Consider the following 20,637-nt stretch of genomic DNA (forward strand, 5'->3'; position numbering starts at 1 on the left):
AATGTTTTACAAAAAAAGTCTCTTTTAGCCTTGTAGGTTTAAATCTAGATTTATTCAATTAGTTGAATGGGCGCCAGAAAATGGTGCCCATTTTTTTTAAAAAAATCTCTCAACGCCGCAACTGCGTGATCTTTTTTGTTTTAACAGCTGCCTAGAATATTAAATTAAGATTATGCCTAAAGGGTTTTGAAAAGAATATTTTTGAGTTTTTAAAGCTAGGACGCCGGGAGTCTAGTAGTCATGTAATCTGTTTCAAAACGTTGCGCCGTCGCGTCGTTGCGAGAAAGAAATCAATTTTTGATTAGTTTTGTTTCAAACCCATGCCTATGTCATCACCACTAGCTATCCTACAAAGTCACAAACTTCGCATCACAGATTGCCGCCAAGAGATAATTCGTGAATTTTTAGATAAGCAAGTTGCTTTGGCACATTCGGATCTTGAAGAATCTCTGCAAAGCCAGTTTGATCGGGTAACGATCTACCGTACGCTAAAAACTTTTGTGGAAAAAGACGTGGTGCACAAAGTACTAGACGACAGCGGTGCAACTAAATATGCGCTTTGCTCACATGATGAAGAAGTCCATAACCACGAGCACGTTCATTTCAAATGTGAAGTATGTGGGGAAACGACTTGTTTAGAATCAACCAGTTTACCGTCAATCAAACTGCCTAGTGGCTTCAAAAAGAAAGAAGTGAATCTACTAGTGCAAGGGATCTGCAATAAATGCCATTAAAATTCCACCGGCTCATGAATTCTTGACTTGGGCGAATCACTAGGCCACTGCACTCCAGGTGGTAGATCAATTTTTGGAGGAGTAAGATCCTCAATTCCGCCATCACCATCATCCTCGCTGCTCCCCCCTTTTTTTATAGAGTTGTGGGTCATAGTGGCCATGACATAAATCAGAATGACATAAGCCAAACCACAGAGGATCAAATCAATTACTAGACTACTCATCGCTAAAAATTTGAGATAAGATAAATGAATACAAGATTTAAATCAATGGTAATGCCGATTTGTTTCTGGAAAAGTACATTTTTATGAGTTAGGCGGACTTGTTAAATCCCCCGGATAGGTGGATATTTGCGCTCTGAAAAAGACAAGTGATGATCGTAAAAACTAAAAAATATCAACTCCCAACTGGCACCTATATCAAAATGGCCCTCGTAAATGTGCTTAAGGAACAGTGGTGGGTAATTCCAATCGCACTCGTAATAATGTGTGGTTATTTTTGGATTCCTTCCATCTGGTGGATAATCGGCGGATTACTAGCTTACGGCTTATACGTGCTTTTCTGGGCGATTCAATTCACTGGAGTCACCCAAATGGAACAAAATAAGGTGATATTTGATAAGATGGCTTACGAAATCGACAGCCGTCAGATTTTAATGAAAATCAATACAAAGCAAGGCATGCCTGTGCAGTGGAATATGATCAAAAACGCTGAGGTTAGAAAAGACGCCTATGTACTTTACATGTCCAAAGCACAATTCATCCATCTTCCATTCCGAATATTCAATTCAGAAAATGAGCGAAAATTCATGGAAACGATTCTAAAGCGCAAAGAACTGATCAAATAAGTAGATCCCCAATACATAGCAAAAGCCTCCCAAATCGGGAGGCTTTTTGCTTCAATAGAATTTTGAGGGGAGTCGATTGATGTCTTTAAAAATCTTCTCAACCTTGCCAATACCCGACATGTCTAGGCTTTTCCAGACAAAAGACCGGTAACGCTAGCGGCCTCAATTCTTAAGTTGACCAAATCCTATTGTATTATAGGCTCTATATTGGAAAAAAAGCGGATATACATGAAATATAGCTGTGCAACTTTTTGCAGCTTGAGCATCCTGACTAGGGATCTCCTAAAACAAGGCAAAAAAAGCCTGTCCAAATGAACAGGCTTCCTTAATACAAGATAAGTCTTGAATTACATTGATGGCATGATAACCGTATCGATCACATGAACCACACCGTTATCAGCTTCAATATCAGCTGTAGTTACAGTTGCGTTGTTAATCATAGCTTTGCCATCCTTTAATGTTACCTTGATAGAGCTTCCTTCTACTGTCTTCGCCATTTGACCGTTTTTAAGGTCTTTTGACATTACTTTTCCTGGCACTACATGGTAAGTAAGGATTTTAACCAACTGAGCTTTGTTCTCAGGCTTCAATAAATTCTCTACCGTTCCAGCAGGTAGCTTAGCAAAGGCTTCATTTGTAGGTGCAAATACTGTAAATGGACCATCTCCTTTCAATGTACCCACTAAATCGCCAGCCTTCACTGCTGCTACTAAAGTGGACAAGAAATCCTGTGAGATCGCAAGGTCAACAATATCAGCGTCGAATTTCGTCTCATGCACTGAAGTTGTTTTGGTGGTGAAAGAGGATGCTAATACGAGCATCGCTAGCATCATTACTAATCCTAATTTTTTCATGGTTGTTAATAGTTAGTTGTTGTATTTGGTATAATGGGGTAATAACACAGCGGGTGTGTAATTGTTTTCATTTTTCTGAAGCAGCACTACCCAACAGCAACTAGGTCACTCACATAACCTTCTAGGACAAACTCACCTATTGATCTAATCTATACATAGAAATTTTGGATATTTGAACATGCAAATCAAACTGATAGCCATCGGCAAGACGGATAACAAAGCCATCCTCACCTTAATAGAGGAGTATAGCAAGCGATTAAACTTTTACATCAAATTCGATTTTGAAGTCATTCCAGACTTGAAAAACACCAAGTCTCTTTCCGAACTACTTCAAAAAGAAAAGGAGGGTGAGCTGATTCTAAAAAATATCATCCCTTCCGATGAAGTGATTTTACTAGATGAGCGAGGCAAAAGCTATAGCTCGATTGATTTTTCCGAGTTTCTTCAGAAAAAAATGAATGCTGGGCTAAAACAACTGATTTTTGTAATCGGAGGTCCATATGGCTTTTCAGACCAAGTCTATGCTCGAGCAAATGCTAAGCTGTCCATCTCCAAGATGACCTTCTCTCATCAGATGATACGCCCATTTTTTATAGAGCAAGTATATCGTGGATTTACAATACTGAGAAATGAACCGTACCATCATGAGTAAGCAGGTTGCAGTCGCAATGATCAGCACTCAGATTCCAAAGACTGTAAGCTGATCACTGAATCCTAATCTCCTATCATTTCGCTCATAATCTTCGCAGAAAGCAAACAAAGCGGAATTCCACCTCCAGGATGTACAGAACCTCCACAGAAATACAGGTTTTTTATCGAAGAGGAGTAATTTGCATGTCGGAGAAAGGCTGCAAACTTGTTGTTTGAGCTATTTCCATAAAGTGCCCCTTGGGCAGAGGAAGTTTTCGATTCTATAGTTCTAGGATCCAGAATTTCCTCCACTTCGATCAGCGATTCTATGTCTGTTTTGAGTATTCGATTCAGCTTGTGAATGATATTCCGTTTAGCTTCAGCGATCAAATGATCCCAATCCTGCCCTTGATTATTGGGCACATTGATCATCGTAAACCAATTCATTCCTCCCGGGGGAGCATCATCAGCTTTGTGTGTAGAAGTGATATTCACATAGATGGTAGGATCTTCATAGATAGTCCCACGATTGAAAATATGGTCGAATTCTACCGGATAATTAGCTGAGAAGAAAATATTATGAAGATCTAATTCAGGGAAGTCCCGCTTGATCCCCCAATAAAAAATTAACGCAGAGCTGGATTTTGGCTGGCTGAGCAAAAGCTTGGGTTGCTTCTGATCTTTAAGAATGGTCTTGTAGGCATTGACCATATCCATATTATTTACCACCAGATCTGCGAAGCGGTCTTCCCCCTTTACTCGAACTCCTTTTGCCTCGCCGTTTTCAACCAGAACCTTTTCCACTTTCTGCCCGAAATGATACTTGACTCCAAGATCCTTTGAGAGTTTGTATAAGCTCATCGTGATATCGTGCATACCTTTTTTTGGAAAAAAAGCTCCGATGTTGAACTCCAGATGAGGAATGATATTCAGCGTGGCAGGAGTTTCGAAAGGGTTTGACCCGTTGTAAGTAGCGTATCGATTGAAAAGCTGAACCAGTTTGGGGTGGTTAAACTGCTTTTTATTTGCTTCATTCATGGTGGAGAAAATCCCCAGTTTCCCCATTTTCAGATAAGACTTCATCGCCTGGGGATTTGTCCAAGTATTCAACTTGTGCAAAGAGCGATTCATAAAAAGTGGAGCCAGACTATCATAAATGAATGCGGATTTTCGAAGTGCTTCTCGAATATGCCCACTTGGTTCGCCCAATTTTGTTTGTACTTCCTCAGCAAAGAGATTCAGATCAGCAAAAGCTTTGAGCCTTGTCCCATCTTCCCAAAAATAATGACAAGCCACCTCAAGCTTTTCATATTCGAAGTAGTCTTCAGGCTTTTTTCCCGCCAAGCGAAAAAGTGCATCCACCTGCTCGGGAAGTGTGAAAAGTGAAGGTCCTGCGTCAAATCGGTAACCTCCCAAGGTTATCTCGCTAAGTTTTCCACCTGGATAATCATTCGCTTCATACACTTCGACGGCGTAACCTTTTACTGCTAGTCGAATAGCTGAAGCTATCCCTGCGATACCTGAACCTATGATAAGTACTTTCTTTGTCATCTTAACCTTCTTCAACTCAAAACTAGCATATTTAAATATTGTTAGTTTACTTATAGTAATCATCCGTTCGCATTTGTACTGATCTTACAATTGAATCCCTTTTATGAAAAACATTCTACACCTCTTTTTATTAGGATTTATGTTCTTTTCCTGTGAAAAACTCGATGAACCCGAGATCTTAGGAACTTATGTCCATAGGATGGAAGGCTGCGAGCCGAGCGGCGGCCTTATGTTTCCTTGTAGTAGAGTCATCACGTTCGCTGCCGCCGGAGTAGCTGATGTAGTTGGTGGAGATATGATTTCCCGAACTTCCTATAAGATCGAAGGAGATAAAATCAAAGTTGAAAAAAGTGATCAGTTTGGATTGGAGTTTATTTTTAAACAACTGAGTGACGGATCACTCCAAGAGGAAAGTGACAAATCTATCTGGATAAAGCAGTAGAATAAAACACTTAAAATCAAAAAAACTCACAGCTCGTTTTCTGCGGCTAAACTGTGAGACAAAGCATTTCCCTACGGTACATGAAAAAGCCCGTCTGAAGAATTCAAACGGGCTTTTTGCATCGGTCATCGGACATCAAGCGCCCGACCTTAAAGCTTCTCAAACACTCTTCTGAAACTTGTCGCTTCAGCAATTCTTCCATGAAGCTCAGCGATAGAAACTCGCTCCTGCTCAGTTGTGTCACGATGACGGATAGTCACGGTATTGTCTTCTAGCGTCTGGTGATCTACAGCGATACAGAATGGAGTTCCGATCAAATCCTGACGTGCATATCTCTTACCGATGGAAGCCGCATCCTCATAGATGATATTAAAATCATATTTCAACAACTCCACGATCTCCTGACCCTTTTCAGGCAAACCATCTTTTTTCGTGATCGGAAGAATTGCTGCTTTCACAGGCGCGATAGCTGGGTGAAGTTTTAAGAAAGTTCTGCTTTTCTCCTCTGTATTCTCTTCAGTATAGGCGTTGCAAAGTGTCAACAAGAACAAACGATCTGCTCCGATAGAAGTCTCGATCACATATGGAATGTAATTCTGATTCACTTCCGGGTCGAAGTATTGCTGCTTCTTTCTGGAGAATTCCTGATGCGACTTCAAGTCAAAATCAGTTCTGGAGTGAATACCTTCCACTTCTTTAAAGCCAAATGGAAAGTCAAACTCTATATCCATGGCTGCATTTGCGTAGTGAGCTAGCTTCTCGTGATCATGCTTGCGAAGCTTTTCCGCAGGAATCCCAAGTGCCAAGTGCCACTTCATGCGCATATCTGCCCACTTCTGGTACCACTCCAACTCAGTGCCGGGGCGCACGAAGAATTGCATTTCCATCTGCTCAAACTCACGCATACGGAAAATAAACTGACGAGCTACGATCTCATTTCGAAAGGCTTTACCAATCTGAGCGATTCCAAAAGGAACTTTCATCCTGGCAGTTTTCTGCACGTTTAGGAAGTTCACAAAAATACCCTGAGCCGTCTCGGGTCTCAAATAGATAGTCGTAGAATCTTCCGCCACAGACCCCACTTGAGTAGAAAACATCAGGTTGAACTGACGAACATCTGTCCAGTTGGAAGTCCCGGAGATAGGACATTTGATACCTTCGTTGGTGATCAAATCTCTCACGCCATCCAGATCTTCAGCTTCCAGTAATCTCGCCAAAGCTCCTGTCAAAGCATTCGCTTTTTCCACATCTCCTGCTCTTTCAAATACTGCAGCATGCTCTTCGACAAGGACGTCAGCTCTGTATCTTTTCTTAGAATCCTTGTTGTCGATCATCGGGTCGTTAAAGGAATCCACGTGACCGGAAGCTTTCCAGGTGGTAGGATGCATAAAAATCGCTGCATCTATCCCGACGATATTGTCCTGCACTCGAGTCATGGTCTCCCACCACAGACGCTTCAGGTTGTTTTTCAACTCTACGCCATAGGCACCATAATCATAGACAGCTTGCAAGCCATCGTAGATCTCAGAGCTAGGGTAAACAAATCCATACTCTTTGGCATGGGAAATAATATCTTTCAATTGCGCGTTTTCCGCAGGAGTTGCTGTTTTTGCCATAGCGGCAAAATTAAGGAAACTAATTGAAATCTAAGGGCGGTCAAAATTTCAATTTCTTCAAAACATGCTCAAATACTGATTCAAAAAATAAAGGTCAACTCATCGATGAGTTGACCTTTTTGGTTGGTGGTGGTTTTATTTTTTCATCTGAAGGTATATTTTACTCCAATACCCCCTCTGAGGTAGGTATCGTGGTGATTTGCAATTACCGGCGCTGCTTCAATTAAAAAGCCTAAATTCTTGGTATCAAATGGAGTAATCAATACGCCTACTGGTATAGCGACATAGATATCATTGTGATCTTCATGATGCTTGTGGTGCTTGTGGTGATGGTCTCCCAACAGGCCCAATCCTAAACCAACATAGGCATTGACCTCGCTTTTTCTCATGAAATTATAGCCTCCCATCAATTCAAGACCGATATCGTGGCCAATGCCTAGTCTTGCTTCTCCGAAGAATTCATTATTGGGATCAGAGCCTACGGTGATAAACGTATCAGAAGTCTGGAAATTGATACCAACTGCTACTTGCCCTTGAGAAATCGATATACATGCAAAAAGAGCAAATGCTAATAAGAATACTTTTTTCATAATTCAGTTTTTATTCTGAATCGACGTATCCAAAACTTCAGCCAAAAATAGCCAGAATTACCAGCCTCCTTCTTCTCTGGAAATCCTCATACCTAGTTCATTACTCTTGAAAGAGGCCTCAATTATCTTCAAAACGCTGATGGTCTGTGGTATGGTAATGTGTAGGGAACTGCCTTTCAATATAGCGTCGGCAACATTTTGGTAGAGAATTCTATAATCTCCCGGGATTGTTTCGTAAGCTTTGGTTTGATCATTGAGAAACAATTTCCCCCACTTCTCCTCAGTCTCTACACCCCAAGTTGTTCCATGTGGCTGTAGCCCGGCTTTGAAAGCTGCTTCTTGCACATCTAGCCCAAACTTTTGGTAGGAACCTTTTTTCCCTAAAAGCAAAAACTTGGGAGTCGGCACATTGACGAGAACACCCGCAGTCACCCTTGCTTTCAAAGAACCATAATCCAAATTAATATCGAAGTAATCGTCAGCTATAGCTCCAGTTCTCTGCTTGCGAATATCCGCTTGGATCCAATTAGGCAAACCAAAAAGTAAGACAACCTGATCAATCAAATGCGATCCGAGATCGAAAGTTATTCCATTTCCAGGAACTTCTTTTTCCCTCCAATTCTCTGTCACTTCTGGACGGAAGCGGTCAAAATGAGACTCCAAATAAACCAAATCTCCAAGATCACCCTCTCTTACTAACTTCTGCAAAGTCATAAAATCCCCGTCGTAACGGCGGTTATGAAATACCGAACAAATCAAGCCTTTCTTCTCAGCCAATGTATTTAACTCCTCCGCTTCATGGGAGAAAATAGTGACAGGTTTATCTACGACCACGTGTTTACCAGCTTCCAGGCATTTTTTTGCCATCGGGAAATGGAATTCATTAGGCGTTGTGATCACGATCAGGTCTGCTGCATTAGCCTCGAGCAATTCATCCAGGCTTTTAAAAGTGGTGATTCCCGGATAGATCGATGCACATTTGGCAGCATGGCGCTCTACAGTAGCTACTAGCTGAAGTTCAGCGCAGACATCGATTAGTGGTGCGTGCATTTTTTCGGCTACAGAACCGAAACCTACAATGGCTGTTTTGATCGGGTTGCTCATTGGTAGAGGTTCATTTCGTGGGCTTTGTTTACCAGCTCAATCCGGGAACTGACTTGTAGTTTAAGATGGATGTTCTTGCGGTGCGTCTCTACGGTCTGCTTGCTTAGGTTGAGCAAAACCGCAATTTCCTTATTTTGGACTCCGTCTTTGATGAGGTGGATGATTTCAGTTTCCCTTCGGGACAGCTTATATTTTACACGAAAGGCATCAAAATACGCTCCTTGAAGTGCTTGCTTTTTGACTCGGTCGAAATTAAGCACATGGCGACCTTCAAAAACTTCACGAATGGTAAAAATCAACTCGTCTGGATCGGCGTCTTTTAGGATAAAAGCATCTGCTTTCAGATCAATGCATTGTTTGTAGATTTTCTCCTCGTCGTACATGGAGAGCACAACCACCTTCAGCTCAGGGTGAGCTTCCTTGCAGTGATTCAACACGCCAAAACCATCCATTATCGGCATATTCAAATCTGTCAAAACTACATCAATCTGATTTTCAGCTATGTAGTCACAAAGATCTTTGCCGTTAGGAAAAACGCCAACAACCATCAGATCAAATTCTTCTTCCAGAATTCCTTCTATTCCTTTTGCAAATAATTTATGGTCATCAGCCAAGGCAATCCTGATCATTAGTATTAGGGGTTTTGAATTTCGAGGTGAGTAGTCTAAAATTATACTCTTAATTCTAATTAGGCAAGGTTAAATTGATTTCTGTACCTTTTCCGACAACAGACGTCAAGTCAAATCCACCTCCAATCGTCTCCATTCTCTTTTTGAGATTGTACATTCCACTACCATTTGATTTTTGAGTGGAATCAAATCCCTTCCCATCATCTTTAATCAGGATTTGTCTTTTACCATCAATAGATCTCATTTCAATCTTCAGATGATCTGGAGATGCATGTTTTATTGCATTATTCAGCGACTCCTGAATAACCCGAATTAGGACAAGTTTTTGATCCTTGGGCAAATCAACCAAGTCAAATTCTGCCTCTAAGGTAGTTTCACAGAAACCTGTGTTCTGGATTTTTGTGAGCTGCTGTGCTACAAACTCGTTGATGCTGATGGACTCCACCCAATCTAAATTAAGCTGTTTGGATAAGCCGCGCACTTCTTGTATCGCCTGGCTAAGTATATTTTTTCCCTCCTCTTGCTTCTCTGGCTTAATAGAACCAAAATTTAGCTTTGCCAAAGAAAGTAGCTGACCGATGTTATCATGGAGCTCACGACCTATATGAGTGAGGGTCTCTTGTTGAATTTCATTCTCAATATTCAGCAAGGTCTTCTCATGTTCAGACTTGATATGATCGAGTTTCTGCTGGTTTTGAGCTTGCCGCTGCCTATGGATAAAGACCATGGATATCACGAATGTGGACATGATACCACCCAAAAACAACGTAGAAAAGATTATTATGTAAACTTGGCTCTCAACTGAATCCATAAATTGGCTCTCTTTCAAATAGTTTAGGAAGCTTAGGCGAAGCGATTGTCAGCAGTAGGATAATCTTAGTTAAAACTCCCAATACAATATCAATTTGTATAAGAGATCTACCTAGATCTTCATTAAATGTTAAAAAAAATTCCAATGCTATAGAATTAATGTAGGATAAGGAATAGGTAAATAACAGAAATGTCATCTGCCAAAAGGAGATCAACTTCAATGGATTGGAATTTAGAAATGTTTCATCAGTGATCAACCCAATGAAATAAAGTCCGATGCCTATAACCATCATATTCGCACCTATTGCAAATATGATCGGCTGAAATGAATAAACAGGCTCTATATCAGTGATTTGAAAATAAAATGCAACACTTATAAAAACCACAAGCATCCAGGTGATATATTTCTTTTTAGAGGGTTTAAGCCAGGATTTTATTAAAAAGAGATACAAAATTGTACTGATTTGCTTATTGGCAATGTTGTACAACCACAGATTGTATCTAGGATTCTCAGTGTTCCCAAAGAAAGCATTTACTTCCTTATTGAATGCTGTATTATAATTGCAATAGGCCCCCATGTTTTCAAAAAAACATGTGAATAATAATATTACCAAAGGCAGCCAATAACTAGTATTGGCTTTTTGTTCCTTTGGCAACATGCAGAAGTAGATGATTCCAGTTAATGAAAGTATATCTAATACAACTAAATATGGCATTAGAAAAGCTTCGAAAAATCTAGGCTCCATTTTTAAGTATCAGTAGGTTCTGGTTCACAGTGATAAGGACATTGAACCCCATTATTTTGGTATTCATCCTCTTCTCCTAATTCAATTTTCACAAATTTATTATCCTTCAGGTTTGCAGCTCGCATCACTAAAGTCATCTGACCTGTATAGGCAGCTGCCTCTTTAGGATATACTTTCTCTGCAGTTTCTTCTGTGTACTGAGTGAAATAAAACTGAATTCCACCAATACTGGGATCATTGTCAGTTTTAGCCAATAAATTTTCTAAGGTACCTCTGTCAAAAAATATCCAGCCGGTCTGGTTATCCTTGTCTTTGCCATTCTTTCCTTTGCCTGCCTTACCTTTTTTGACTTCCTTGTCATATTTAGCTTTCATGCTTTCGAAGTCTGCTTTGCTGATTTTCATGGAAAAGTGATTTTTTAAAATGTGGATTTTAACTGTGGAAATAATACCCCAAAAGATAAGCATATTATCTACCACTAGGCAATAAAAAAGGAGTGAGATTATGTCTCACTCCTTTATGAAAAATAACAATGTATTTAATTAAGCAACTTTCTTCGCTTCTTTGGATGCATTCTCGTTGTCGATTTCTCTTTTCATCAGATCCACTACGATCGGCGTAGCGATATAAATGGAAGAATACGTACCAACCAGAATACCGATGAACAACGCAAAAGAGAAACCTCTCAATACTTCACCACCAAATATCAGCAACACAATCACTACAATCAAGGTAGTGAATGAAGTGATCAAGGTACGACCAAGCGTCTGATTGATGGCATCATTGAATACTTTCACCAACTTATGAGTTCCTCTATTCTCGATATTCTCACGAATACGGTCAAACACGATCACGGTATCGTTAATCGAGTAACCTATCACCGTCAATACCGCCGCTATGAATACCTGATCAATCTCAAACGTAGCTCCAAATGCACTTGCGATAGCAAAAGCTGCAATCACAAACAAGGTATCGTGAATCAAGGCTATGATAGAAGCCAAAGAGAACTGCCACTTACGGAATCTCAATAAGATATAAAGGAAGATAGCAACTAGAGCTACGATCATCGCTTCGGCAGAAGATGCTTTGATATCATCTGCCACAGTAGCGCCTACCTTGGAAGAACCAGTGATAGCGAATTGTCCAGAAGTTAATGCTTCTGCGTCATCTGTATAGGTCAATCCAGTCACAGAAGCAATTCCTTCTTTCACTTTGCTTTCTACTTCAAGATTTGACTCAGCATCATCCTCATTTACCAAGTAAGATGTAGTCACTTTCAAAGTATTGTTAGCTCCGTAAGTTTTCACCTCTACCGAACCGTCAAACTCTCTATCCAAACCTGATTTCAACTCAGAAGCGGCTATCGGCTCGTCAAATGCAACGATGTACGAACGACCTCCAGTGAAGTCAACACCGAACTTCAATCCATTGACAGCAGCGATGCCTAGACCTACTACGATGATGGCAGAAGAGATCAAATAAGCTACTTTTCTTTTGGCCAAGAAATCAAAATTCAATGTGCTCAATGCGTTCTTAGCAAAAGGAGAAGCAAAGCTAATTGAGCTATTGTCGCCTTTTTTGCTCATCCATGACACTATCACTCGAGTGATAAATACGGAAGAGAAGAAGGAAGATGCGATACCAATCATCAATACGATGGCGAAGCCTTTCACTGGACCTTGTCCCAAAGCAAATAAAATCGCACCAGTAAGGAACGTCGTAACGTTGGAGTCAAGAATAGCAGAGAATGCTTTGTTGTAACCTGCATTGATCGCGGCGATCAAGTTTACTCCATTACGAAGTTCTTCTTTGATACGCTCAAAAATCAACACGTTAGCATCTATCGACATACCAATAGTCAATACTATACCAGCAATACCTGGCAACGTCAACGCTGTTCCTAGCTGGGCTAGAATTCCTAGGATGAAGAAGATGTTGAAAACCAATGCTGCAATAGCGACAAAACCACCCTTAGCATAATACGCTACCATGAACAAAACCACAATAACTAAACCTGCCACCATGGAGATCAAACCTTGGTTCAATGCTTCTTTACCCAAGGTTGGGCCGATAATGCTTTCCTCTACAATCTGTGTAGGAGCTGGAAGAGAACCAGACTTTAGGATGTTTGCCAAATCCTGAGCTTCCTGTAAAGAGAAGTTACCAGAGATTTCCGATTGTCCCGTTGGGATCTCACCATTTACCACAGGAGCAGTATATACATAGTCATCCAGCACTACAGCAATTCTTCTCCCGATATTCTCAGCAGTTAGTTTTCTCCACTTTCTAGCACCTTCTGCATTCATTTGCATAGATACAGCTGGTCTTGATGTTTGATCTAGCGTTTGGCGAGCGTCAGTGACTACATCACCTTCAAGCGGAGCTTCGTCAGTTCCTCTCTCAGCTTGGATAGCATATAGCTCCAATGTCTCCGTTCCATCTTCTGCTTCAAATGGCTTTACACCCCAAAGCAACTTGATATCTCTTGGCAATAGTGACTTATAGTCTGGATTTTTGATGATCCTGTTGATAGCCATGGTATCACGAAGCTCATATGCCAAGCCATAGTTAGGCTTCAACAAGCTAAACAATGGAGAAACGCTATTGTCTCCAGAAGCTGGATCGATCTCTGCCAGTTGTTTTTCAAGCGCATTTCTTAATGAATCTTCTCCCGTAAGCTCTTCTGTAGAAACTGTATCAGCAGCAGCTGGCTCGGAAGATGCATTAGCAGCTACCCAAGCACTGTTTACTGTTTCCAGTGCAGCACCGATTTCATTAATTTCTACTACTTGCCAGAATTGAAGTTTAGCTACACCCTGAAGAAGATTTCTAACTCTTTCTTGGTTGTCCACACCTGGCAATTCAATCTGAATACGGCCAGAACCTTGAATTCTCTGAATGTTTGGCTGAGAAGTACCAAATCTATCGATACGAGTTCTTAGGATGTTGAATGAACGTTCGATCGCATTTTCTACTTCATTATCGATGATCTCAAGGATCTCAGAATCCGATGATTCCAAAGAAATTCGACCTCTGTTAGCAGCAGTAGCGAAAATTGAACTTAGATTCTTACCTGCACTATTTTTCTGCCAAGCGGCATAGAATAGATCCACATATTTGGTGGTGGAAGTTTTTGCTTCTTCACGAGCTTCCTCTACAGAAGCATTGAAAGCAGCATCTTTAGGATTACCAGCCAGTCCTTTTACAATTTCCACTGGGGAAACTGCCAAGGTCACGTGCATACCGCCCTGAAGATCCAGACCCAATCCTAGTTCGGTTTCTTTTACCTCTTGGAAAGTATAATCTGCCCCTAAGAAGCTATACACCGGAGCTCTCCAGATGGAATCCAGATAGCTTTGTCTTTTAGAAAAATCCACGTTGCCAGACGCATCTGTTGCGTACTCTTGCGCATCTTTTTGGATATTATTTGATACAAATGTGAATGACAGATAGTACAGACAAAGTGCTGTAACGATCACTGTCAAAAACACAATGACACCTTTGTTTTGCATGAGAAATTGAAATTATTTATTGATTGTAAATACAGATAAATGGCTTCACTGTGAATCAGGAAGCACTAAGGAAATTCAGAATTGAAGAGAAATCAGGGTCCTTTGGTGGATATTATTCGCTCAAAAAGTATTTCTACGAGCTGATTCGGCTGAAAGACAGAAGTTGATTCGGTGATGAAAGTAGCCCCTTCAAAACGGATAATTTCATAAATAAGGTAGAAGGCGTTATGCGATACGTTTACCACAAAAGGCACTACGGCATCCAACGCTACATTCAAAAAAGTTTGATCCTGGTCGTTAGAAGCAGCTTTGTCTTGATTTTCTACTTTCGCTACTCCACTGTTTTCAGGAATATATTCTACACTGGAAATAAACAAACATAGTAGCAAAGCCAGCACCACCGTTAGGCGTTGTTGGAATAGGTTGCTATTTCGTTTAGTTTGTTTCATGCGGGGCAAATATAGCCAAATATTTAAAAGGAGTGTTTCAACGCTAAGATTTTCTGATAGTCCAACACAAAATCAATAAAGGATATGAAAATGAGCTGACTATCGCTAGTCTGGCTAACTGTTTCAAGCCGTTTTCGCTCTCAGATAAGTACGAATGACCTCGAGTGCTTTGTCAAAATTGTGATTATTTGGCACAATCAAATCGGCATCATTCATAAAAGGCTTGATGTACTTCTCGTAAGTTGGCATCACATGCTGCTCATAGCGATAAAGCACATCATCCAGATCATAGCCCCGCTCCACTTTATCTCGGATGATCCTACGCTTGAGTTTGATATGATCCTTAGCATCGATGAAAATCTTAAGATCAAGCAGATTAGCCAATTCTGGATAATACAACACAAAAATCCCTTCCACCACTACGACGGGTGCTGCTGTGAAAGTTAACAGCTTGGGCGTTTTGGCCGCATTATTAAAAGTGTATTCCTCACGCTGTACAGTCTCTCCAGCTTGGATCTTGCGAATGTCTGAAGCATATTCTTCAAAGTCTATGCTCTCCGGCCTGTCAAAATTATGAACACCATGCTCATCAATCGGTTGTAATTCTCGAGGTCGGTAATAATTGTCCTGGGAAATCAAACAAACCTCGCCTTCATCAAAGGAATTAAGTAATCGCTCTAAAAAAAGTGTTTTTCCGGAGGCCGATCCGCCTGTAATACCGACGATGAATGGTTTTTGCATGGGGCAAAGTTAAACTGATTTTCTGCTTATTACAGAATTATCTATGGTTAAGAAAGGTAATGAGCTCCGCGACAGCTTTCCCCCGATGGGAGATCTGATTCTTTTGCTCCATAGTCAATTCGGCAAATGATTGGGTATATCCAACAGGACGAAATATGGAATCGTATCCAAAGCCTCCATTTCCTGTGCGCATGGTAAGTATCTCTCCCTCTGCTACGCCCTCAAATTTGTATTCATCACCCTCAAGTAGCAGTGCAATGACGGTTTTAAATCGTGCGGTCCGTAACGACGTATCTCCTAGATTTTTTAATAACAAATCAATATTTCGTTCGTCACTTCGAGGCTCACCGGCATATCTACCAGAAAAAACTCCCGGCTCCCCTTGAAGCGCATCTACCTCCAACCCAGTATCATCTGCAAAGCAATCCAACCCAAAATGTTCCTTCACATACCTAGCTTTTTGAAAAGCATTGTGCTCAAGCGTGTCTCCCGTCTCTGGAAGCTCATCCGAGCAGCCTATATCTTTTAGAGAAACTATCTCAAAACTATCTCCCAAGGCAGCTTTTACCTCTTCAATTTTCTTCGGATTGTTGGTAGCAAAACATATTTTCATGATTCAAAAATAGCGTTTAATGAATACTTGCCATGATGCCGTTAATATAATTACCCTAAATGAAGGGCTAACAGACCGAAATCGAGAGACCGAAGCTGCTTCAACAGTAGTGTTTACTATCGATAAAGAGGACCTTCTTGATACTTTTGAACACTTTTTTGTTCAACTCTAAACCAAAACACTATTTCTTCCATAACCATTAAGCTAGTGTAAAAACTTCCTTGAGCCTGTGCATTAAAAAATAGAAACGAGTAATTTCGAATTTAACGTTGAATTAAATCCTATGAAGAAAATCACCATTTACTGCGGTTCACGAAAGGGCGATAATAAAGTCTATGAAGCGGGCGCACGTGCCTTGGCGCAGGAAATGATCAAGCGTGACCAATCCCTAGTTTATGGAGCCGGAAGAGTGGGATTGATGGGCGTGATAGCGGATGAAATGCTAGGTGCTGGCAAACAGGTATTGGGAATAATTCCTCAGAAACTGGTAGATAGAGAAGTGGCTCATCGTGGCTGCACCGAATTGATTATCGTGGAAACGATGCGTGATCGCAAGTGGCTGATGGCCGAGCGTGGTGATGCTTTCATCGCGATGCCAGGCGGTATCGGCACACTGGAAGAACTGTTTGAGATCATGACGCTGAACCAACTTCACTACATTCAAAAGCCGCTGGCACTGTATAATGTGAATGGATATTACAATAAGCTAATCGCTTTTTTGGAACATGCGATGAAGGAAGGATTTATGTATCCGGAGCAGGAAGAGCTATTGATTGTTTCCGATGATCCTGCTGATTTGTTGGATCAAATTGATAAATATGAGGCGAGACGGCCGGCAGATTGGGGATGAGATGCTGGGTGCCAGATGCCCGATGTTGGATGTCTGGTAATTGATGTTTGCCTGAGCGAAGTCGAAGACAGTCTAGAAACCCAAATGAGGATAAAATTTTGATCTTTAATGTCCTGCTTCTGGAGAAGCAGAACAACTGTGAGATTTTTACTAATGAATGTAAAATGTTGGAGTTTCGGAAAGGCACCGGGCATCCGACACCTAACATAATAAACTATTTAAAACCATCTTAAAAAGATAATTTCTTATTTTTGCCCAGGCATGATCCAGAAACTCTTTCCATTAGACAAAAATTACATCCTTCGGCAAGCGCAATCCGTGCTTGAGGAGGAATTAATTGATCGAATGATTTTTGAATTGAAGCGCTCCTATACTTCTCTGTATAATCCGCTTCGGTTGATGGATGCCACCTATGCTCAAATTCTTGACACATTTGATTTTCCTCGAGATCGAGTTCGCATGATTTACCGTCAGCTTTGCGGTATCTATCGTTTTAAACATGGAGATAATCAGCTCGAGATGCTTTTTGATGGGAGAACTCATCTAGAAAAATTCCAAGAGGATTGGTCTGCAGCTCTTGTGGGATATGTGAACGAGCTAGGGATTTACGAGCAATATGTCAAGACAATGCTTCGGATGACCATTCTTTTTGATTCGGATTCTCGCGCTGAATGGGCCGAAAATCATTGCAAAGCTTTTATCAATCAGCACTTCGATCTGAAAGTGGTGAAAAGACATGGCGAACTTCGCCTAAAAGTAGGATAGGTTTTCTCAAGGCGACAGACTACTTCAAATTGATCATTTTATATTGATCCTCTTTCTGAAATCGTTCAGGAATTGACAACAAAATTGATTTTCGAATAGCGTGTATCAAAACATTCTTGGTGAAGTTTTTGGTCACTACTAAGCTGATTTCCCGTACAGGTTCGGGCGAATCAAATCGTTTCAAAACCTCCGATTGTTTCTGATCTATCACCGCCATCTCCGGGACTAGTGTATAACCGACGCCTTTGTCCACCAATCGCTTCAGCGACTCTATGGAGCCACTTTGAAACTCAAATCCGAAGTTATTTTTAGTCGCTTTAGCATTGCAAATAGAGAGAATCTGATCTCTAAAGCAGTGGCCTTCGTCCAGCACTAGGACTTGATTAGGGTCCAACATCGCTGGGATAAGATGCTTCCTTTTCAAAAAAGGATGGCCTTCCGGTAGGTACAAAAGAAATGGCTCGTAAAATAAGGGAACTTCCCGGATGGATTTTTCCTCCAGCGGAGTGGCCAACAGCCCGATGTCTAGCGTTCCGCGTTGCAATTCCTGAATGATTTCGGTGGTCTGCATCTCGCGAATGATCAACTTGGTCTGCGGATTTGCTTTAACAAACTCGGGCAAAAACAGAGGAAGCAGGTACGGAGAAACAGTGGGAATCACACCAAGGGTAAACTCACCTTCTAACGATTCCTTCTCCGTGAGCACGAATTCCTTTAATTCTGAGACTTCTTTAAGAATTTTTCTGGCTTTCATCAGTATCAAATTGCCAGCAACTGTCGGACTGAGTGGTTTTGTGTCGCGATCGAAAATTTTGACACCTATCTCTTCTTCCAATTTTTTCACCTGTGTTGTCAGGTTTGGCTGAGAGACATTACAGCTTTCTGCCGCAGTGACAAAATGCCTGAAATTGTCCAGGGCTACAATGTATTCAAGTTGGGCTATGGTCATATAACCCAAAGTTATAAATAGATAAGAATTATTAATTTGATTGATGAGAAAATGTGGAGCAACTTTGTATAACAATTTTGAAAACTAAACCTTACAATATTATGACAAGCCGTATGCTTGGTTTGGGAGCTGAATTCCCAGCCTTCGAAAAAACCGCAGTAGTATCAAGAGAAAAAGGACAAGAATTCAAGACGATCAGCAATGATATCCACACTGTCGATGGCAAATGGATGGTGATGTTCTGGTGGCCAAAGGATTTTACTTTTGTATGTCCAACTGAAATCGCTGAATTCAACAAAAATGCAGGTGAATTCTCAGACAGAGACGCTGTTTTGGTAGGAGCTTCTACTGATTCTGAATTCGTTCACTTGGCATGGAGAAACAACCACGAAGATCTTCGTGACCTTAAATTCCCAATGCTAGCGGATACTTCTAAGTCTCTTGCAGAAGAACTTGGTATCCTGGAAGCATCTGAGAAAATCGCTTACAGAGCTACTTTCATCATCGATCCTCAAGGAATCGTTCGTTGGGTATCTGCTTACGATCTTTCTGTAGGAAGAAATGTAGAAGAAGTATTGAGAGTACTTGATGCGCTTCAGACTGATGAGCTTTGCCCTTGCAACTGGGAAAAAGGAGAAGCTACGTTGAACCTGAACTAATTCAGATCTCAAAATTATTTGCTGCAAAGGAGGTCTCAGGATCTCCTTTGCTTGTTTCAAACCTTAATCTGACACCATGGAAGTATTAAATATTAATCAATCAGTAGCCGAACTATTAGAAGTAGTTGGCTTGAATGAAGAATTTACCAATGAATCTTTGAGAAATCTGGGCGATGCTGATTCCAGATATGTGAAAGATTTGAAACTTAACTTCAAGACTATCCTCAAAGGCGATAAGCTAAACCAAAAGGAAGTTGCTTTGATGGGCTTGGCACTTGCAGCTAACGCGGCAAACAATCCCCTCCAGATATTTTTTAGAAAATTAGCCGAGGAAAACGAAGCTACTATTGCCGAGATCGGTGAAGCGGTAGCCTGTGCTTCTTTGCTTAGCAGCAATAACGTTTTGTACAGATTCCGCCACTTTGTGGAAAAGGAAAAGTACGGTCAAATCCCTGCCAGACTTCGCATGAACATTATGATGAATCCTGTGTTAGGCAAAGAGTTCTTCGAATTGATCTCTACGGCAGTTTCTGCAGTAAATGGCTGCCAAATGTGTGTGGCTTCTCACGAGAATCACCTAATCGAATTGGGAACTAGTGAAGAAAGAATTTTTGAATCTATCCGTATGGCTTCTGTCATCACGAGCATGGTAAAAGTGATCTATTAAGAATTATAGTCCGGTATATAAATGCAAAAACCTCCTGAGCGATCGGGAGGTTTTTTTGTTGCTTTAACCGCAGAGAGCACAGAGGTTTCGCAGAGAGCACAAGGAGATATTTTGTAGCTGTTGTCCTGCTTTGCAGAAGCTGGAAACCACCAATCTCTAAAACCTATCTTTCATAAACCGAGGTACTTGGAATGAGTAAATTCAAGTTCCGGCTACTACTATCCTAATTTTTATACAGCCAACAGCTCTTTAATGTCAGCTTTTTGCTTCGGTAAATGATTAATAAGAATCGACCAGATGTTTTCATCTGATATATTGTCATAGGCATGAATTACTTGATTTCTAAGTCCAACAATGGATCTTGCAGTTTTGATTTTATCTTCAAAAGAAGGATCTCTTTTCAAAATGCGATTAAATGCTTCACCAATTATTTCAAGATGTCTCTCTACAACTCTTTTTCGCATTGAGTTTTTCCTAAAATCAAAAAAATTCTATTCTTCAGATGGGAAATAACTCTCAATTTCCTGAATCGAAAAATGAATATCATATAGCCATTTTTCAATTCTCTCATCCATATATCTGCTGCTTATTGCGATCGATTGACCTTATTAGTACTGGGTTTTTTAGTGTTTGTTCTTCGACTAAGTCAACTTTTCGTTTGAGCAGCTTCTCCAATTTATTTTTCAGATCTAGGTAATTGTCAAAATAATTGAACAAATCTATCTTTTGGAAGGACACCAGTAGATCAATATCACTTTTGGGATTAAAGGAATCAGATACGACAGAACCAAAAACATAGAGTTTATCTACTTTATGGCTGACACAAAGCTGATTGATCTTATCAATATTGGTTTGGATAATTCCCATGCTTAAAAATAC

General features: G+C 40.7%; 24 protein-coding genes and 1 pseudogene. 8 read left to right on the top strand and 17 right to left on the bottom strand.

What is annotated here, in order from left to right; translation table 11 throughout:
* Nucleotides 1-326 precede the first annotated feature (326 nt).
* Nucleotides 327-734 carry a transcriptional repressor gene (locus tag ABJH64_RS06200; protein ID WP_348273867.1) on the top strand — a complete coding sequence of 136 codons (408 nt, stop codon included), beginning with the start codon at nucleotides 327-329 and terminating at the stop codon, nucleotides 732-734.
* Here ABJH64_RS06200 and ABJH64_RS06205 read toward each other — a convergent pair.
* A complete protein-coding gene (locus ABJH64_RS06205; protein ID WP_348273866.1) occupies nucleotides 731-958 on the bottom strand; it encodes a hypothetical protein in 228 nt (75 codons plus the stop codon). The two genes, ABJH64_RS06200 and ABJH64_RS06205, sit on opposite strands and share 4 nt — an antisense overlap.
* Nucleotides 959-1,107: 149 nt before the next feature.
* On the opposite strand from ABJH64_RS06205, the gene ABJH64_RS06210 reads away from it, so the two are divergent.
* Nucleotides 1,108-1,581 (top strand): YcxB family protein, encoded by a 474-nt coding sequence (locus ABJH64_RS06210; protein ID WP_348273865.1) that lies wholly within the window; start codon nucleotides 1,108-1,110, stop codon nucleotides 1,579-1,581.
* A gap of 347 nt (nucleotides 1,582-1,928) precedes the next feature.
* Here the strand turns inward: ABJH64_RS06210 and ABJH64_RS06215 are convergent, their stop codons facing one another.
* Nucleotides 1,929-2,435, bottom strand: a complete 507-nt coding sequence (locus tag ABJH64_RS06215; RefSeq protein WP_348273864.1) for a fasciclin domain-containing protein — start codon at nucleotides 2,433-2,435, stop codon at nucleotides 1,929-1,931.
* A 178-nt stretch (nucleotides 2,436-2,613) separates the two neighbouring features.
* Here ABJH64_RS06215 and rlmH point away from each other — a divergent pair, with 178 nt between their 5' ends.
* A complete protein-coding gene (gene rlmH, locus ABJH64_RS06220; protein WP_348273863.1) occupies nucleotides 2,614-3,087 on the top strand; it encodes a 23S rRNA (pseudouridine(1915)-N(3))-methyltransferase RlmH in 474 nt (157 codons plus the stop codon).
* Between the two features lie 62 nt (nucleotides 3,088-3,149).
* Here the strand turns inward: rlmH and crtD are convergent, their stop codons facing one another.
* Nucleotides 3,150-4,616, bottom strand: a complete 1,467-nt coding sequence (crtD, locus tag ABJH64_RS06225; protein WP_348273862.1) for a 1-hydroxycarotenoid 3,4-desaturase CrtD — start codon at nucleotides 4,614-4,616, stop codon at nucleotides 3,150-3,152.
* Between the two features lie 103 nt (nucleotides 4,617-4,719).
* Here crtD and ABJH64_RS06230 point away from each other — a divergent pair, with 103 nt between their 5' ends.
* Nucleotides 4,720-5,058, top strand: a complete 339-nt coding sequence (locus ABJH64_RS06230; protein WP_348273861.1) for a hypothetical protein — start codon at nucleotides 4,720-4,722, stop codon at nucleotides 5,056-5,058.
* A gap of 149 nt (nucleotides 5,059-5,207) precedes the next feature.
* Here the strand turns inward: ABJH64_RS06230 and ABJH64_RS06235 are convergent, their stop codons facing one another.
* The 11 genes from ABJH64_RS06235 to ABJH64_RS06285 form a co-directional block, all read right to left on the bottom strand.
* The gene (locus tag ABJH64_RS06235; protein WP_348299523.1) at nucleotides 5,208-6,674 is read right to left on the bottom strand and encodes a glycine--tRNA ligase; all 1,467 of its coding nucleotides are present in this window, start codon (nucleotides 6,672-6,674) and stop codon (nucleotides 5,208-5,210) included.
* A gap of 143 nt (nucleotides 6,675-6,817) precedes the next feature.
* Nucleotides 6,818-7,264 carry an outer membrane insertion C- signal gene (locus ABJH64_RS06240; RefSeq protein ID WP_348275310.1) on the bottom strand — a complete coding sequence of 149 codons (447 nt, stop codon included), beginning with the start codon at nucleotides 7,262-7,264 and terminating at the stop codon, nucleotides 6,818-6,820.
* 57 nt (nucleotides 7,265-7,321) lie between these two features.
* Complete coding sequence (locus ABJH64_RS06245; RefSeq protein WP_348275309.1) at nucleotides 7,322-8,368, bottom strand: Gfo/Idh/MocA family oxidoreductase; 1,047 nt, start codon at nucleotides 8,366-8,368, stop codon at nucleotides 7,322-7,324.
* Entirely contained in the window at nucleotides 8,365-8,997 is a 633-nt protein-coding gene (locus tag ABJH64_RS06250) for a response regulator transcription factor (protein WP_348275308.1), read from the bottom strand. Before ABJH64_RS06250 ends, ABJH64_RS06245 begins: the two co-directional genes overlap by 4 nt.
* Before the next feature lie 55 nt (nucleotides 8,998-9,052).
* A complete protein-coding gene (locus ABJH64_RS06255; RefSeq protein ID WP_348275307.1) occupies nucleotides 9,053-9,808 on the bottom strand; it encodes an ATP-binding protein in 756 nt (251 codons plus the stop codon).
* Nucleotides 9,795-10,385, bottom strand: coding sequence for a histidine kinase (locus tag ABJH64_RS06260; protein WP_348299521.1), 591 nt, complete (start codon nucleotides 10,383-10,385; stop codon nucleotides 9,795-9,797). Before ABJH64_RS06260 ends, ABJH64_RS06255 begins: the two co-directional genes overlap by 14 nt.
* Before the next feature lie 170 nt (nucleotides 10,386-10,555).
* Nucleotides 10,556-10,957 (bottom strand): molecular chaperone DnaK, encoded by a 402-nt coding sequence (locus ABJH64_RS06265; RefSeq protein WP_348275305.1) that lies wholly within the window; start codon nucleotides 10,955-10,957, stop codon nucleotides 10,556-10,558.
* Between the two features lie 138 nt (nucleotides 10,958-11,095).
* A complete protein-coding gene (secDF, locus tag ABJH64_RS06270) occupies nucleotides 11,096-14,065 on the bottom strand; it encodes a protein translocase subunit SecDF (RefSeq protein ID WP_348275304.1) in 2,970 nt (989 codons plus the stop codon).
* A 92-nt stretch (nucleotides 14,066-14,157) separates the two neighbouring features.
* Complete coding sequence (locus ABJH64_RS06275; protein ID WP_348275303.1) at nucleotides 14,158-14,514, bottom strand: hypothetical protein; 357 nt, start codon at nucleotides 14,512-14,514, stop codon at nucleotides 14,158-14,160.
* A 123-nt stretch (nucleotides 14,515-14,637) separates the two neighbouring features.
* Nucleotides 14,638-15,255, bottom strand: coding sequence for a uridine-cytidine kinase (locus ABJH64_RS06280; RefSeq protein WP_348275302.1), 618 nt, complete (start codon nucleotides 15,253-15,255; stop codon nucleotides 14,638-14,640).
* 37 nt (nucleotides 15,256-15,292) lie between these two features.
* Nucleotides 15,293-15,868 carry a non-canonical purine NTP diphosphatase gene (locus ABJH64_RS06285; RefSeq protein ID WP_348275301.1) on the bottom strand — a complete coding sequence of 192 codons (576 nt, stop codon included), beginning with the start codon at nucleotides 15,866-15,868 and terminating at the stop codon, nucleotides 15,293-15,295.
* Between the two features lie 283 nt (nucleotides 15,869-16,151).
* On the opposite strand from ABJH64_RS06285, the gene ABJH64_RS06290 reads away from it, so the two are divergent.
* The gene (locus tag ABJH64_RS06290) at nucleotides 16,152-16,718 is read left to right on the top strand and encodes a TIGR00730 family Rossman fold protein (RefSeq protein ID WP_348275300.1); all 567 of its coding nucleotides are present in this window, start codon (nucleotides 16,152-16,154) and stop codon (nucleotides 16,716-16,718) included.
* 261 nt (nucleotides 16,719-16,979) lie between these two features.
* Nucleotides 16,980-17,483 carry a hypothetical protein gene (locus ABJH64_RS06295; RefSeq protein WP_348275299.1) on the top strand — a complete coding sequence of 168 codons (504 nt, stop codon included), beginning with the start codon at nucleotides 16,980-16,982 and terminating at the stop codon, nucleotides 17,481-17,483.
* Nucleotides 17,484-17,502: 19 nt separating this feature from the next.
* Here the strand turns inward: ABJH64_RS06295 and ABJH64_RS06300 are convergent, their stop codons facing one another.
* Nucleotides 17,503-18,432 carry a hydrogen peroxide-inducible genes activator gene (locus tag ABJH64_RS06300; protein ID WP_348275298.1) on the bottom strand — a complete coding sequence of 310 codons (930 nt, stop codon included), beginning with the start codon at nucleotides 18,430-18,432 and terminating at the stop codon, nucleotides 17,503-17,505.
* A gap of 101 nt (nucleotides 18,433-18,533) precedes the next feature.
* Between ABJH64_RS06300 and ABJH64_RS06305 the strand changes: the two genes are divergently transcribed.
* Nucleotides 18,534-19,091 carry a peroxiredoxin gene (locus ABJH64_RS06305; RefSeq protein ID WP_348275297.1) on the top strand — a complete coding sequence of 186 codons (558 nt, stop codon included), beginning with the start codon at nucleotides 18,534-18,536 and terminating at the stop codon, nucleotides 19,089-19,091.
* Between the two features lie 76 nt (nucleotides 19,092-19,167).
* Nucleotides 19,168-19,758 carry a carboxymuconolactone decarboxylase family protein gene (locus ABJH64_RS06310; protein WP_348275296.1) on the top strand — a complete coding sequence of 197 codons (591 nt, stop codon included), beginning with the start codon at nucleotides 19,168-19,170 and terminating at the stop codon, nucleotides 19,756-19,758.
* 230 nt (nucleotides 19,759-19,988) lie between these two features.
* Here the strand turns inward: ABJH64_RS06310 and ABJH64_RS06315 are convergent.
* Nucleotides 19,989-20,231: pseudogene (locus ABJH64_RS06315) on the bottom strand (HepT-like ribonuclease domain-containing protein); the annotation flags it as partial.
* 94 nt (nucleotides 20,232-20,325) lie between these two features.
* Nucleotides 20,326-20,625, bottom strand: a complete 300-nt coding sequence (locus ABJH64_RS06320) for a nucleotidyltransferase domain-containing protein (protein ID WP_348275295.1) — start codon at nucleotides 20,623-20,625, stop codon at nucleotides 20,326-20,328.
* Nucleotides 20,626-20,637 lie beyond the last annotated feature (12 nt).

Origin of the sequence: Algoriphagus sp. (genome assembly GCF_039969895.1) — a bacterium.
Taxonomy (GTDB): Bacteria; Bacteroidota; Bacteroidia; order Cytophagales; family Cyclobacteriaceae; genus Algoriphagus.

Bases quoted from the DNA above. Each gene is read 5' to 3' on its own strand.
- ABJH64_RS06200 (WP_348273867.1), top strand. From the start codon at position 327: ATGTCATCACCACTAGCTATCCTACAAAGTCACAAACTTCGCATCACA.
- ABJH64_RS06205 (WP_348273866.1), bottom strand. From the start codon at position 958: ATGAGTAGTCTAGTAATTGATTTGATCCTCTGTGGTTTGGCTTATGTC.
- ABJH64_RS06210 (WP_348273865.1), top strand. From the start codon at position 1,108: ATGATCGTAAAAACTAAAAAATATCAACTCCCAACTGGCACCTATATC.
- ABJH64_RS06215 (WP_348273864.1), bottom strand. From the start codon at position 2,435: ATGAAAAAATTAGGATTAGTAATGATGCTAGCGATGCTCGTATTAGCA.
- rlmH (WP_348273863.1), top strand. From the start codon at position 2,614: ATGCAAATCAAACTGATAGCCATCGGCAAGACGGATAACAAAGCCATC.
- crtD (WP_348273862.1), bottom strand. From the start codon at position 4,616: ATGACAAAGAAAGTACTTATCATAGGTTCAGGTATCGCAGGGATAGCT.
- ABJH64_RS06230 (WP_348273861.1), top strand. From the start codon at position 4,720: ATGAAAAACATTCTACACCTCTTTTTATTAGGATTTATGTTCTTTTCC.
- ABJH64_RS06235 (WP_348299523.1), bottom strand. From the start codon at position 6,674: ATGGCAAAAACAGCAACTCCTGCGGAAAACGCGCAATTGAAAGATATT.
- ABJH64_RS06240 (WP_348275310.1), bottom strand. From the start codon at position 7,264: ATGAAAAAAGTATTCTTATTAGCATTTGCTCTTTTTGCATGTATATCG.
- ABJH64_RS06245 (WP_348275309.1), bottom strand. From the start codon at position 8,368: ATGAGCAACCCGATCAAAACAGCCATTGTAGGTTTCGGTTCTGTAGCC.
- ABJH64_RS06250 (WP_348275308.1), bottom strand. From the start codon at position 8,997: ATGATCAGGATTGCCTTGGCTGATGACCATAAATTATTTGCAAAAGGA.
- ABJH64_RS06255 (WP_348275307.1), bottom strand. From the start codon at position 9,808: ATGGATTCAGTTGAGAGCCAAGTTTACATAATAATCTTTTCTACGTTG.
- ABJH64_RS06260 (WP_348299521.1), bottom strand. From the start codon at position 10,385: ATGGGGGCCTATTGCAATTATAATACAGCATTCAATAAGGAAGTAAAT.
- ABJH64_RS06265 (WP_348275305.1), bottom strand. From the start codon at position 10,957: ATGAAAATCAGCAAAGCAGACTTCGAAAGCATGAAAGCTAAATATGAC.
- secDF (WP_348275304.1), bottom strand. From the start codon at position 14,065: ATGCAAAACAAAGGTGTCATTGTGTTTTTGACAGTGATCGTTACAGCA.
- ABJH64_RS06275 (WP_348275303.1), bottom strand. From the start codon at position 14,514: ATGAAACAAACTAAACGAAATAGCAACCTATTCCAACAACGCCTAACG.
- ABJH64_RS06280 (WP_348275302.1), bottom strand. From the start codon at position 15,255: ATGCAAAAACCATTCATCGTCGGTATTACAGGCGGATCGGCCTCCGGA.
- ABJH64_RS06285 (WP_348275301.1), bottom strand. From the start codon at position 15,868: ATGAAAATATGTTTTGCTACCAACAATCCGAAGAAAATTGAAGAGGTA.
- ABJH64_RS06290 (WP_348275300.1), top strand. From the start codon at position 16,152: ATGAAGAAAATCACCATTTACTGCGGTTCACGAAAGGGCGATAATAAA.
- ABJH64_RS06295 (WP_348275299.1), top strand. From the start codon at position 16,980: ATGATCCAGAAACTCTTTCCATTAGACAAAAATTACATCCTTCGGCAA.
- ABJH64_RS06300 (WP_348275298.1), bottom strand. From the start codon at position 18,432: ATGACCATAGCCCAACTTGAATACATTGTAGCCCTGGACAATTTCAGG.
- ABJH64_RS06305 (WP_348275297.1), top strand. From the start codon at position 18,534: ATGACAAGCCGTATGCTTGGTTTGGGAGCTGAATTCCCAGCCTTCGAA.
- ABJH64_RS06310 (WP_348275296.1), top strand. From the start codon at position 19,168: ATGGAAGTATTAAATATTAATCAATCAGTAGCCGAACTATTAGAAGTA.
- ABJH64_RS06320 (WP_348275295.1), bottom strand. From the start codon at position 20,625: ATGGGAATTATCCAAACCAATATTGATAAGATCAATCAGCTTTGTGTC.